This window comes from Shinella sp., assembly GCF_035998705.1.
In the GTDB taxonomy this organism is placed as follows: Bacteria; Pseudomonadota; Alphaproteobacteria; order Rhizobiales; family Rhizobiaceae; genus Shinella.
In genome coordinates this window covers 22,148-34,382 of the sequence record NZ_DASYHH010000035.1, presented here as the reverse complement: position 1 = coordinate 34,382, position 12,235 = coordinate 22,148, and the positions used below count along the sequence as shown (strand labels likewise).

Genomic DNA, 12,235 nt, shown 5'->3' with positions numbered 1-12,235 from the left:
CGAAGCGCGGCGCAGCCTTCTCGACCTCGCCTTTTCCTTCAGTCCTCTGTTACCCCTTCTCGACCGCCGGCATCGCGATCGGCCGGGTCAAGGGCCGGCTCGCCGGGCAAAGCCTCCCCTTGACGCGGACGGCGCGCATGCGGCAAGCCTCCCCTTCTTCCTTTCAATCCTTTCTTCGCTGCTCTTTTCCTTGAGCACCTCGTTCCAGTCCTCGGCCAACGGCCGCAGCCGTTGCCACCTGCACCCAGACACCTCGGCGAGCGCCCGCAGGCGCTCCGAGAAGGTCTCACCTTGCGCGTTGGCATCCGTCGCCGCAACCAGAAGCGCACCCGGTCGTGTGGCAAGGTTGCGGAGAGCGGCGTCGGTTTGGGGCGACCAGCCACCACCCGTGCTGACATAGACCGTCCCGTCCCGGATGCCTTCGATCGCCGCAAGGCTCATTGCATCAATCGCGGCTTCGGCCACGCAGAGGCGCAACGCCGTTGGCGGGCCAAACCGGAAGAGCGTCTTCGTTCCGCCGCTGGAAAAACCTCGCCATTCAGGACCGCGCTCCTCCCATCCGCAAACGACACCTCGCCCATCGACGTGCGCCGCCCACATGCTCCCGCAGGGGCCCTCGCGAAGGAGATCCGCCGAGACCACGGCTGCAATGATATTGACGGGGAGATATCGTTGATCGGAGAGATAGCGCCAGGTGTACGAACCGGGCCATGGCCGCCGACGTGCCACCCATCGCTGCGGCACGGACACGTCCGGCAACCGAGGACGCAGACTCTCACGCCAGGTCGGCGCCTCCGACTGAAATCCGACCAGGGCGGCGGCCCGAGCATAGCCTTCGGCGAAGCCAACGCGATCCAGGCGTTCGATCAGGGAGAACACATCGCCCTTATCGTCGCTGAGTGGATCGAACCACCCTAGTCCGCCATGAGTGACGATGACGATCTCGCCGCCGCGGCGGAATTTGACCGCGCGGCGCGTACTCTCCCTGAGGTCGATGGCGAAGCCGGCGCTTTCGAGCACCGCACCACAGCTCACCTTTTCTTTGACTGCCTCGATTTCGGATTTTTTCATTCTTTCTCGGCCGCGCTAGCGGCCCCTCCTTTTTTCCTTCCGGCGAACCTCTCGCCACTCTCACCAAAGGCCGCGAAGAGAAGACCCCTGCAAGGGCGCGGCTGGCTACTGCCGAAACTTGCAGTCAAGCCAGCCGGCCGCGGCGGAGCCTCCCTTGCGGGGGGCAGCTCGCTCGCGGCAACCGAGACGGCAAGGCCGGCTCAATGAGCCGGCCAGAGGAAGAATTCATGGATGACGTCAAGATTGTCATCAGCGTCGATTTCGCCGGAGGGGACGACGCCGTATTCTCCGCCGATCTGTAAGACCGTGACCGGGTCCAAAAGGTCGCGAGAGCGCTGGAATGCGTGGTATTATGCGAGTGAAAGGTCGTGTAACATCGTTTTGGCTCGATCAGAGAGCGGGCCAATTCCCGCTTATGTGGACGGCCCCTACTTGCAAGAGCTTTTTTGCTGATTTGATCGGATCGCTTGCGTGCATATGTCCGGCCTATCGTTGCGCCCGCACATGGACGCTGGCCAAGATGGTTTCCGCGGCGCGAGTTCCAAACACGATGGCGACCTTAAGCGGCCAAGGGGAATTTCGGAGTGTCACGCGTCTCGGATCGATCGATCATACCATCTGCTCGTTCCTGCAAGTTCGCTTGGTCAGTATCCTGGCGGCGTCTCTTTCCGCTCGTTTGAGTAACCGACCGATCTCCTAGCTAGCGCTCATCGCTTCCTCCGAGACCTGTGCTCTATACGACTCACCGGTCACCATCATTTTCCAGGCGATCCGAGCTATTTTGTTGGCCAAGGCCACAGCAACAAGCTTTGGTGGTTTGCGCTTCAGCAATTCAGTCAGCCAGCGTGATGCATTGCTTCCTCGACCGATGCGTAATTGCTGAAGAACCGCGGTGGCGCCCTGAACTAAAGTGCTCCGCAAGATCTCGTCGCCGGCTCGGGTGATGATACCAAGCCTGACCCGGCCGCCTGTGGAATGATCTTTGGGCGTTAATCCCATCCAGGCTGCAAACTGTCGGCCGGATGCGAACTGCTGAGGTGCCGGCGCCTTCATTACCAGCAGGACTGCACCGATCGGTCCGACTCCGGGGATTTTGGCAAGACGGCAACTGGCCTCATTGCCCTTGTGCCAGGCTTTAAGCTTCGCCTCGATGTCTCTCTTTCGCTCATCCAAACCTGCGAATTCGTGAGCGAGGGATGCAAACAGATCTTTCGCCAACGCGGGTACAGTCTTATCCATCATGATGCGCTCGAGGAGGACGGGAACATGACTCACTCCCTTGGCGGCGGTTAACCCAAATTCTGCAGCGTAACCTCGGATGGTGTTCACCAGCTGTGTTTGGGCGACGACCAGTCGCTCGCGCATTCCGACAAGCATCAAAGCCGCCTGTTGCTCGGTGGTTTTCGCTGGAACGAAACGCATGGTGGGTCGGCTGACCGCCTCGCACAGCGCCTCCGCATCAGCAGCGTCATTCTTTCCGCGCTTGACGTAAGGCTTCACGAGCTGAGGAGCGATCAGTTTAACTTCATGGCCATAAGCGCTGAGCGACCGCGCCCAATGATGGGAAGCACCGCAGGCCTCAATGGCGATCACTGTCGGAGGACACCGCTCGAAGAAATCCAGCATTTCCCTGCGCCGCATCTTCTTACGCAGCACTGGCTGTTCAGCGAAATTTACCCCATGCAGTTGAAAGACATGCTTCGATGTATCCATGCCGATGCGAGCAATCTGATCCACTTTTGGCTCCATGTTTTAAGTTACGACACACTCTCTGGCATCTAGGATGCCGCCGAGGGCCGTCCACACCAACACGATGGCGCCTTGACGGATCGGGACGGGTCGCGATCACCGTGAAGGCCCCGATCGAAGGGACCCAAGCTTGCCAGCTGACCACGAAGCGGGTTCGGGTTGATCGCCTGAGACCCGAGCTTGGCTAGAACGTCATCCCAATAGAGCGGGATTGGTTCACCGAGTGGCAACGCTGGAGGCCATGCTGTTTACGACCATCATAACACCGCAAACCTGGATCGAGGAAACGTCGGCTGCGGCTGCAAGACCATCTTGAGTCGAGCGGAGTTCTGCTAGTCCACGGTGGGTCTTGGTGGATGAGTTAGATCACCTCACGCATCTTGGCGTTCTCGATCGCTTCCACAAGTGTCGATGCGCCTAATTTTGTCAAAGCGCTTGAAAAAAGAGAGGCGACCATCTCGACGGGCACGGCTTCGAGCACCGCTATGTCTCGGGAGCCTTTTCCTTCAGCTGCCCATCGAAGGCAGATTGCCTCGCAGACCGAAATCTTCATTTACCCACCATCGGCACGAAAACTAATCTGATAGACGGGCGTGCTCTGTCGGAATCAATCTGATATTTAACCGCCATTCGCTCCATCACGAATTCAGCACCTTGCTTGTCAATTGCCCTGTGCGCCAAATCGATCGCTTCGACACAATGGCAGCGCGTAGCTCTTGCCAATGACATCAAACGCGGTTTCGCTTGTCTGGGCGTAGTCTTTGATTGTTCATCGTGTTCCAGCGTTGGAATCGCGGGCGGCAAGCGCCTTCAACTCTGCAATCGTTCCCGCATCATCCCACTCCTTGGGACCGATCCAGCGCTTGAGCTCAACGCCGTCCGCACCGATGAGGATCGTCGTTGGCAGGCCTGTCACCATCAAACCTCGCATCCCGGCGCTGTCGGGATCGACGTAGATTCCGAGATTTCGTATGCCGATCTCCTCGTAGAACGGTCTTACGCGTTGCACTCCACCAAGGTCGATCGACAACGCCACCACTTCAAATCCATTCGTGCTGGCTGATGCCTGTAACCGATCGAGCGAGGGCATCTCTTTGCGACACGGCGTGCACCACGTCGCCCAGACGTTAAGGAGGATGGGCTTGCCCCCGAAATCGCCAAAGCCCCTCTCGCGGCCGGCTTGATCGGTGAATGTCAGCGAGACAGGCTCTGCGACCCCGTGGTCGACCATGCCGCTGCCAAGAGCCCACATCCCCCCGATAACGGTACCAGCTAGGAGGGCGACTGCCACGCCCCCAATTTTCATCGTGTATTTCACTATTCCGACATCTCTCGCCAAGCGGTCACATCACGCCGTACGCCCTCTACCAACTAGAGGGTCAAGACGAATCATTCTGTGCCCGTTGACCCTGAAGCCGCTTCAGCCTTTAGAAGACCAGCCAGATCGCAAGAAAGTGGAGCGTTTTGCATGGCATCGAAGACTTTGAGGATCGTGAGAAGGGTCACATGGGCGACGATCACGATCCTTGCTGTTGTGCTCGCCGTGCTGACCTGGACGCTGCAATCCGACAAGGACCGCCTCTCGCAGCAATCCTTCCCCCTGAACGGTCCATTCTCGATGGAAACCCATACGGGGGAAACGTTCAATTCGACGTCGTTGGCCGGAACGGCATACCTCGCGTTCTTCGGCTTTACGCACTGCCCCGATATTTGCCCTACGACCCTTTTCGAACTGACCGACATGATGAAGGAACTCGGGCCCGCGGCAGACAACCTCAAGGTGCTGCTGATTTCCGTCGATCCGAAGCGCGACAGTCAGGAACTGCTCTCTCAATACATGACGGCATTCGATCCGCGCTTTGTCGCCTTGCGCGGCACGCGCCAGCAGACCGACGACGTCGTCAAATCCTTTGCCGCCTTCGCAAAGAAAGTTCCCCTGGACGGCGGCCAGTACACGATGGAGCACACGGCTGGCGTCTACGTAATTGACGCGGATGGCCGCTTCGTCAGGTTGTTGCGGATGGAGGAACCTCGTGAAGAGCGGATGAGGCTCCTAAAGGATGTCACCTCGTAAAAGACTGCCTTTTTCGATATCCCGGCCTGCGCCAAAGAAGAGTGCTGCATTTCGCGGTCATGAGCGTTCTGGTAGCCGCATAGCGACTTGCCTACCGAGTCAGATAAGATTGATAAACACCACGAAAAGTGCCGCTATCATGAGGCCTGTCGCGCAGAGAGCGATGCGGACGCGTTTGATCAGATGAGGCGACGCGTGCCTCTTTCGATTGGTCCGCACCACGCTTCGGAAATGCGGATCCTGCCTATAGATCTTCTTCTTGCCGCCCACTTGATTTCTCCGACCGGCGCGAAGGATAGGTCTGGTAAAGCGCTATGAGAGGAGATTGACCGCCGCAAGTTAGCGGCGGTCCTGTGTGGTCTTCGGCACTACTTCTGCCGGATCAAGCGTGAAGAATTCGCAAGAATCCCGATGTCCGGTATCGACTGCATCGCGGCGGCGAAGATCGGCGGAATGACCCCGAACGCTGCAAGCGAAAGACCGACAAGATTGTAAAGCGCGGTAAAGGCGATGTTCATCCTGACCACCCCCATCGTGCGTCGCGCGATGCGGAAGGAGTCGGCGACGAGCGTCCAGTTCTCCCGCATGAGCACGATATGGGCCGCCTCCATCGCGACATCCGTTCCACCGCCCATGGCGATGCCCACATCGGCCTGCGCGAGCGCCGGCGCGTCGTTGACGCCATCCCCAACCATTACGACCCGATGGCCCTTCTCCTGCAGCTCCTTCACGACGCGGATTTTGTCCTCGGGGAGCAGGTTCGCCTGGAAACCGATCCCGAGCGGGCTCGCGATGGCAGCGGCCGTGCGCTCGTTGTCCCCTGTCAGAAGCTCGATCCGCGCAATACCAAGCTTGCGGATTTCCGTGATCGCATCGGAGACTTCCGGTCGCACCGTATCCATCGCCGCAAAGATTCCGGCCGGGCGGCCATCGACAGCCATGATCAGAAGTGTCTTCCCCTCATCTTCCAAGCGAGCGACATCATCAAAGCGCTCGTCCACATCCACCAGCCGCCGGTTCCCAATCTCAACAACCTGCCCATCGACGGTGGCGCGAATACCCTTGCCCGGAATTGCCTCGAAACGCTCTGGCTCACCACCCTTGACGCCTCGATCCTTAGCGTGATTGCGAACGGCCTCGGCCAGGGATGTTCGGAATGGCGCTCGGCGATGGCCGCAAGCTGCAGAAGTGCTTGCTCCGGCGTGCCATCCAGCGACACGACATCCGTCACACGTGGCTTTCCCGTCGTCAAAGTGCCCGTCTTGTCCATAAGGACGACATCCGCGACCTTGATGGCTTCGACATACTTGCCGCCCTTGATGAGCAGGCCACGCTTCGCTGCTGCGCCGATCGAGGCCATCATCGCGATAGGTGTGGCGAGTGCAAACGAGCAGGAGCACGCGACGACCAGGACGGCAACAACCGAGAGGACGTTCCCACTCAGCAGGTAGGTAAGAATCGCGATCGTCGCGACGACCGGCAGATAGTATCCACTGAACTTGTCGGCGACCCGCTGCACCTCGCCGCGGTTGGCTTCCGCCTCCTCGACGAGCTTGATCGTGCGACCGAAGGTCGTGTCACGACCGATCCGTTCGGCCTCGAGCTTGAGATGTCCCAGTTTGGCGAGCGTGGCCGCAAAAACCTTGTCTCCGGCTTCCGCTTCTACGGGCATGCTCTCGCCCGTGATGGCCGCCTGATCGAGGGTCGCCTGCCCTTCGATCACGATACCGTCGACAGGAACGCGCTCGCCCGGGCGCACGATAACCGTGTCGCCGACCGCAACCGCTTCGATCGTCACCTCGATCTCCTCTCCACCACGCAGCACGCGCGCCTTTTGCGGCGCGAGCGCGGTCAACCCCTTCAGAAGCTGCCGTGCCTTTTCGCTGGTGAAGCGCTCGGCGAACACACCAATGCGCATGAAGAAGACGACGATCGCCGCCGTCGCCCATTGGCCGGTGACCAGGGCCGCGACGGCACCTACGGACATAAGCGTGTGGCTCGTCACCTCCAGGCGAAGGGCCGAGCGACCAACATCGAGGAAGATCGGCGCACCAAACGCGAGGACCACCGCCGTCCCAAGCCAGAGAGGGACGCGATCCGTAACCACGTCGAACAGACCAAGGCCTTCCCCAATAACGACGAGAAACAGGATGACGCCGAACAGCACGCCAAGCAGCGTAAAGAGCTGCCGTTGCAGCAGATTGCCTTGAATCATATAGGCTGTATCGGCCGCCTGAGGCGCCGGGACGGTGAAGCCGACCTTTTCCACCGTCGCCTGTAATGCCTCGCGCGTCACGAGTTTCGGGTCATGGTCGATGACGGCCTTTTCAGCACTCAGGAGCACCTCGACATTTACGACGCCGGGGAGCTTCTTCAGGGCCCGCTGGACTTTCTTGGCACAGGCGGCGCAATCCATGCCGCCAATGGGAAGCTCAAGCGTGATCATCGCGGAACGTCATACCCTGCGTCCTCGACAGCTTCGACGATCGCATCCTGCGACGTAAGGGCAGCATCAAAGCTGATTATCGCGTTGTTATCGGAAAGGGAGACCTTGACCTCCTCGATGCCCGGCAGGGCATGAACCGCCTTCTCGACTGTACTGATGCAATGGCCGCAATCCATGCCTTCGATCTTGAGATCGATGGTGGTGAGGGAAGAGGTCATATTCTGCTCCTTTGGAAAATACGCTCGAAGTGCACCGATGGAATGTGCGCTCTGTAGTCGCTACAGGGTCAAGAGCCGTCTTTCAGCTTTCGATCGTTGGGCGGTAAAGTGAAATTGACTGGCGCGCCGGGACGATTGCCCCTATCTAAAGACTGTAGTCAGTACAGGGATGAAGCTATGGCAAACCGCCCGCTGACCATCGGGGCGCTGGCGCAAATGACCGGCACGAAGGTCGAAACTATACGGTTCTACGAGAAAAGCGGCCTTCTACCCGCACCAGCGCGTACGGGCGGCAATTACCGGTCCTACGAGCGCTCGCACCTCAATCGCCTAAGCTTCGTCCGGCGTGCACGCGATCTCGGCTTCTCGCTCGATCAGATTCGAACACTGCTCGATCTTTCAGACGACAAGAGCCGGCCGTGCGGAGCGGTCGATGCGATCGCCAAGGAACATCTGCTGGAGGTCGAGCGGAAGATCGCCGATCTGAACGCATTGCGGAGCGAGCTCGATCGGATGCTGTCTCAATGCTCGAGCGGCACGGTGGGCGACTGCCGCATCATCGAATCATTGTCCCCATCCCACGAGAACATGACATGACGCTTTCAAAGCGGAAGCGCGGTGACGCCGTCGCCATCATTTCGAACAACAAGAGTTGAGTTTGCGATCATCCTCGCCCGGGCTAGGCTTGGATGGAGGTGAAACATGGCCAAGGCGATCAGGTCGTCCGCTCTCTTTCTTGGTCTTGCACTGCTCGGCATTCTGGGTGTCAAGCTGGCAATGCTCTTCGTTTGCTGGGCGACTGCTCACACGACTCTCGAAGGCCTGTTCGGCGTTGTTGCGCCTCTCGTCATCGGTCCTCTCATCGGAGCCGAAGGCTTCTTCTGGTTCCGAATACTCCATGGCGATTGAACTCTTATAACAGACTTTGGAAAAACGACATGTTGACGATTGGTGATCTTTCGAAGACCTCCGGCGTGAAAATCCCGACAATCCGCTACTATGAGCAAATGGGTCTTCTTCCCCACGCGGAGCGCTCCGAAGGCAATCAGCGCCGCTATACCAAGGAGGAGATGGATCGCCTGACCTTCATAAAGCACTCCCGTGATCTGGGCCTTTCGATAGATGCCATACGATCCCTTATCGAACTCAGCCATCACCCTGACAAACCCTGCGCGGATGCCGACCGAATTGCCCTTGAGCAACTTGCCTCCGTTCGCGACAAGATCGCCAAGCTCCGGAAGCTTGAAATCGAACTAGAGCGCATAACCTCTCACCAGCACAACAATCATGTGCGGGATTGTTATGTGATCCGGGCGCTCGCTTCACACGACCTATGCTGCTCGGATCACGATTGATCCGCGTCATCAGGGGCAGACCAGCAGACGACAGAAAGCCGCAGGCGTCCGGGGTCGATTGACCCTAAAGCTGCTAGAGGGTGTAGAGCGGGGTCGCGGGCCAAGGTCCGGATCGCGCTCCTTACTCAGAGGCTGACATGAAACGTCTTTTCACCCCTGTTCTTATGTTCACGCTTTCCCTCGCAGCAGGGCCCGCCGCATTTGCGCATGATTATAGCGCTGGTGATCTGCAGATCGATCATCCCTGGTCGCGTGCAACGCCGATGGTCGCTCCCGTTGCCGGCGGCTATCTGAAGATCACGAATACCGGCGCCGAATCTGACACATTCCTTGGCGGCAGCTCTCCGATCGCAACGGCGGTTGAAGTGCACGAGTCGACTCTTCAAGATGGCGTCGCCCGCATGCGACTACTGACCGCAGGGGTGACGATCAAACCGGGTGAAACGGTCGAGCTTGCGCCAGGCGCTACCCACCTCATGTTCATCAAGCCCACGAAGGTTTTCAAGGAAGGCGAAAAGGTCGAGGCGACACTCCGTTTCGAAAAGGCCGGCGAGATCAAGGTTGAATTCGCGGTTCAGGGCATGGGCGCGAAACAGCCGGCTGAAAACGAAGACCATCAGGGCCATGGCGCAACCCCATGACGTCGATTTACAGCCGACGTGCGCTCTTCGGATCCGCAATCGCCGCCCTGTTGGTTGGCGGCCTCGTCTCCGGAGCTCTGGTTCTTGCGAATATGGCCGAAACCGAGCCCACCGGCGGGATCGGCGGCCCGTTTGAACTGACGTCCCATCGCGGCGAGGCCGTGTCGGATAGAAGCCTACGCGGCAGGCCCTACCTCGCATTCTTCGGCTTTACGCACTGCCCGGACATCTGCCCGACCACGCTGTTCGAACTGACGGATCTCATGAAGGAACTCGGTCCGCAGGCCGATGCGTTCAACGCGCTTCTCATATCCGTCGATCCGGAACGTGACACGCAGAACCTGCTTTCGCTGTACATGGAAGCATTCGATCCGAGGATCATCGCGGTGCGCGGCACGCGGAAGCAAACGGATCAGGCGCTGTCAGCGTTCCGGGCAACAGCCAAAAGGGTCGATACCGAGGGCGGCAGCTATACAATGGACCACACAGCGGGCATCTTTCTCATGGATGCGGATGGTCGGTTCCAAGGTATGCTGGACATGCACGAGCCGCGAGAAACCCGTCTGAAGAAACTGCGCAATCTCGCGGAAGTGGGCGGGGCGTGACCTTCAAACTTTCTCGGCCAAGGCAGTTGCTCACCCTATCGACCTCCAAGCATTGGTGAGGGACATCGAACCTACCACCAGCCGTGAAGCGCCCTACAGGCGGACAAGCCGCGATTTCTTGCAAGAGCGCTGTCAACTCGTCTTGTCGACTTCGCCTTTCACCAGATCGATCAAGCCCTGCGGGCTGAAATTGACCAGCAGCTTGCCGTTGACGAAGAACGTAGGCGTCTGCTCGACATTGTTCGCCTTGACGTCCGCTAGATCGGTCTGAAGCACCTGATCAACTTCCGGCTTCACGCTGTCGAGACGGGCGCCCATGAGTTCCAGACCCGCCTCACCGGCAATGTTCCAGGCCCGCTTCATGTCAGGCTCCCCGTGAGTAGCCCACTCGGGCTGCTTGTCCACAAGCGCCGCAAGGACCGGCTCGAACTTGTCCTGTTTGCGTGCCGCCTCGAGGATGCGCACGGCTTCGTCGGAGCCCTTGTGGAATGTGGTATAGCGGATCACCACACGCACATCATCCGGATAGGTCGCCAGGATATTCTTCACAAGCGGAAAGAAGGCGCGGCAGGCCTCGCATGAGGGGTCGAAGAACTCCACGATCGTGACGGGTGCGTCTTCCTTACCCAGAATCGGCGAATGCGCGCGCACGAGCGTATCCGCCGACGCTGTGACAGAAGCCGCATGTTCTTTCTGCTGCGCAGTGTAGTAGTAGGCACCTCCTCCAAAAACAGCGAGCGCGGCAAGCGCGGTGAGAGTGATGACGAGCGCTCGGTTCATCGGGCATGCTCCCTTCGGTCGATGAGGAGGAGGAATGAAATCGCGGCGAATGCCAGAAGTGACAGCACCGGCAGCGGGATCACCTCGAAAATGGTCATCTTCGCATCAGTACAGGAAGGCCCCTTCCCACAAGGAACGACTGCCTCCGGAATGAAGCCGTAATATAGCAGGACGTGGTATGTCGCGATCAACAGACCTGCTCCACTCAGCGGCAACGCATAGCGCCATACGCCACGGTCCATGCGAAAGGCGGAAACCGCCAGGACTAGCGCCAGCGGAAACATGAACGCGCGCTGATACCAACATAAGATGCACGGCGTCTGGCCCATGACTTCGCCGATGAAGAGAGCCCCGAGCGAAGCGATAAGCGCAACCATCCATGCGAGGAACAGCGTCAGCCACCCATCGTCTTCCGATCTCTTGTCCCGAACGCTCATGCAATGTCCGATATCGCCTTGATTCCCGAATTATGGACCCTCAAGCAGCTAGAGGGTCAAGCAGCGTGACTCCGATCAGAGCGCGCCACTCTCGTCATACAGCAGGGACTGTGGGCAAAATTGTCGTGGGATCGGATCTGCGAAAGCGAACTTCAATGCCACGAACGCTCCATCGTTGGATGAAGCGCCGCGCCCCCTGCCGTAGGCACATCACGGTCAGGATAGGTCAAGCGCGGCCGGGCGGCCCCGCCTTGTCGAGGAAAGCCTTGAAGACGGCAAGCGTCTCGTCGCTGACATGGTGCTCGATGCCTTCGGCGTCGATGCGCGCGGCCTCTTCTCCGACCCCGACGGCGCGCAGGAACCCTTCGACGATCCGATGTCGCTCTCGGCTCCTGGCCGCCAGTGCCTTGCCGGCTTCGGTCAGGAAGATGCCGCGATAGCGCTTCTGCTGAATGAAGCCGTCGCTGGCGAGACGCTTGAGCATCTTTGCGACGGTCGGCTGCGCAACGCCCAGCCTCTGTACGATATCGACCTGCCGCGCCTCTCCGCCATGGAGGATGAGGTCATCGATCAGTTCGACATAATCCTCGATGAGTTCGTTGCGCCGGTTGGAGCGCGTCTGGCGGAAGCTTTCGACATGGGTATCGGCGTCAACGAGCGAGTGTTTGTTTGCCGATTTGCTGCGACTTGCTGTCATCATGCCTTTCCCGAGATTTTATCCAGTTTATTGCGAATTCATAGCCTGCGCTATGATTTTTCCGCGATCGTCATCTTTTCCGGAGGCGACCGAAGCATCAGCAGTTCCGAACATAGCTATTGCTATAACTAAGAGCATGTGCTGTTATTGCTATTAAGAACC

General features: G+C 59.0%; 16 protein-coding genes and 1 pseudogene. 6 read left to right on the top strand and 11 right to left on the bottom strand.

Annotated features, from left to right (window positions below; genetic code table 11):
* Nucleotides 1-87: 87 nt before the first annotated feature.
* The 5 genes from VGN93_RS30745 to VGN93_RS30730 form a co-directional block, all read right to left on the bottom strand.
* Complete coding sequence (locus tag VGN93_RS30745) at nt 88-1,071, bottom strand: DUF3991 and toprim domain-containing protein (RefSeq protein WP_145926158.1); 984 nt, start codon at nt 1,069-1,071, stop codon at nt 88-90.
* Nucleotides 1,072-1,767: 696 nt separating this feature from the next.
* Entirely contained in the window at nt 1,768-2,808 is a 1,041-nt protein-coding gene (locus tag VGN93_RS30740; protein WP_179613256.1) for an IS110 family transposase, read from the bottom strand.
* 373 nt (nt 2,809-3,181) lie between these two features.
* Complete coding sequence (locus VGN93_RS30735; RefSeq protein WP_145926157.1) at nt 3,182-3,373, bottom strand: hypothetical protein; 192 nt, start codon at nt 3,371-3,373, stop codon at nt 3,182-3,184.
* Complete coding sequence (locus VGN93_RS31380) at nt 3,370-3,549, bottom strand: UPF0262 family protein (protein WP_145926156.1); 180 nt, start codon at nt 3,547-3,549, stop codon at nt 3,370-3,372. Before VGN93_RS31380 ends, VGN93_RS30735 begins: the two co-directional genes overlap by 4 nt.
* A gap of 40 nt (nt 3,550-3,589) precedes the next feature.
* The gene (locus tag VGN93_RS30730; protein WP_242224972.1) at nt 3,590-4,138 is read right to left on the bottom strand and encodes a TlpA family protein disulfide reductase; all 549 of its coding nucleotides are present in this window, start codon (nt 4,136-4,138) and stop codon (nt 3,590-3,592) included.
* 150 nt (nt 4,139-4,288) lie between these two features.
* Between VGN93_RS30730 and VGN93_RS30725 the strand changes: the two genes are divergently transcribed.
* The gene (locus VGN93_RS30725) at nt 4,289-4,894 is read left to right on the top strand and encodes an SCO family protein (RefSeq protein ID WP_064334824.1); all 606 of its coding nucleotides are present in this window, start codon (nt 4,289-4,291) and stop codon (nt 4,892-4,894) included.
* 368 nt (nt 4,895-5,262) lie between these two features.
* Here VGN93_RS30725 and VGN93_RS30720 read toward each other — a convergent pair whose 3' ends face one another.
* The 3 genes and pseudogenes from VGN93_RS30720 to VGN93_RS30710 form a co-directional block, all read right to left on the bottom strand.
* Nucleotides 5,263-6,039 (bottom strand): HAD-IC family P-type ATPase, encoded by a 777-nt coding sequence (locus VGN93_RS30720; protein WP_327510613.1) that lies wholly within the window; start codon nt 6,037-6,039, stop codon nt 5,263-5,265.
* Between the two features lie 122 nt (nt 6,040-6,161).
* Nucleotides 6,162-7,310, bottom strand: a pseudogene (locus VGN93_RS30715) (heavy metal translocating P-type ATPase); the annotation flags it as partial.
* 26 nt (nt 7,311-7,336) lie between these two features.
* Entirely contained in the window at nt 7,337-7,558 is a 222-nt protein-coding gene (locus VGN93_RS30710; RefSeq protein ID WP_064334823.1) for a heavy-metal-associated domain-containing protein, read from the bottom strand.
* A gap of 177 nt (nt 7,559-7,735) precedes the next feature.
* Here VGN93_RS30710 and VGN93_RS30705 point away from each other — a divergent pair, with 177 nt between their 5' ends.
* The 5 genes from VGN93_RS30705 to VGN93_RS30685 all read left to right on the top strand — a co-directional run bounded on the left by VGN93_RS30705 (nt 7,736) and on the right by VGN93_RS30685 (nt 10,159).
* Nucleotides 7,736-8,155 carry a MerR family transcriptional regulator gene (locus VGN93_RS30705; RefSeq protein ID WP_023517224.1) on the top strand — a complete coding sequence of 140 codons (420 nt, stop codon included), beginning with the start codon at nt 7,736-7,738 and terminating at the stop codon, nt 8,153-8,155.
* A gap of 105 nt (nt 8,156-8,260) precedes the next feature.
* Nucleotides 8,261-8,467 (top strand): hypothetical protein, encoded by a 207-nt coding sequence (locus tag VGN93_RS30700; RefSeq protein ID WP_023517225.1) that lies wholly within the window; start codon nt 8,261-8,263, stop codon nt 8,465-8,467.
* A gap of 29 nt (nt 8,468-8,496) precedes the next feature.
* Nucleotides 8,497-8,913: a MerR family transcriptional regulator gene (locus tag VGN93_RS30695; RefSeq protein ID WP_023517226.1), complete on the top strand. Its 417-nt coding sequence runs from the start codon at nt 8,497-8,499 to the stop codon at nt 8,911-8,913.
* A gap of 137 nt (nt 8,914-9,050) precedes the next feature.
* A complete protein-coding gene (locus VGN93_RS30690; protein ID WP_064334822.1) occupies nt 9,051-9,554 on the top strand; it encodes a copper chaperone PCu(A)C in 504 nt (167 codons plus the stop codon).
* Nucleotides 9,551-10,159 carry an SCO family protein gene (locus tag VGN93_RS30685; protein ID WP_242224970.1) on the top strand — a complete coding sequence of 203 codons (609 nt, stop codon included), beginning with the start codon at nt 9,551-9,553 and terminating at the stop codon, nt 10,157-10,159. Before VGN93_RS30690 ends, VGN93_RS30685 begins: the two co-directional genes overlap by 4 nt.
* 132 nt (nt 10,160-10,291) lie before the next feature.
* Here the strand turns inward: VGN93_RS30685 and VGN93_RS30680 are convergent, their stop codons facing one another.
* The 3 genes from VGN93_RS30680 to mntR form a co-directional block, all read right to left on the bottom strand.
* Nucleotides 10,292-10,939: a DsbA family protein gene (locus tag VGN93_RS30680; RefSeq protein ID WP_064334820.1), complete on the bottom strand. Its 648-nt coding sequence runs from the start codon at nt 10,937-10,939 to the stop codon at nt 10,292-10,294.
* A complete protein-coding gene (locus VGN93_RS30675; RefSeq protein WP_064334819.1) occupies nt 10,936-11,376 on the bottom strand; it encodes a disulfide bond formation protein B in 441 nt (146 codons plus the stop codon). The genes VGN93_RS30680 and VGN93_RS30675 overlap by 4 nt, the downstream gene beginning before the upstream one ends.
* 226 nt (nt 11,377-11,602) lie before the next feature.
* Nucleotides 11,603-12,073, bottom strand: coding sequence for a manganese-binding transcriptional regulator MntR (gene mntR / locus VGN93_RS30670; RefSeq protein ID WP_145926160.1), 471 nt, complete (start codon nt 12,071-12,073; stop codon nt 11,603-11,605).
* Nucleotides 12,074-12,235: the final 162 nt, after the last annotated feature.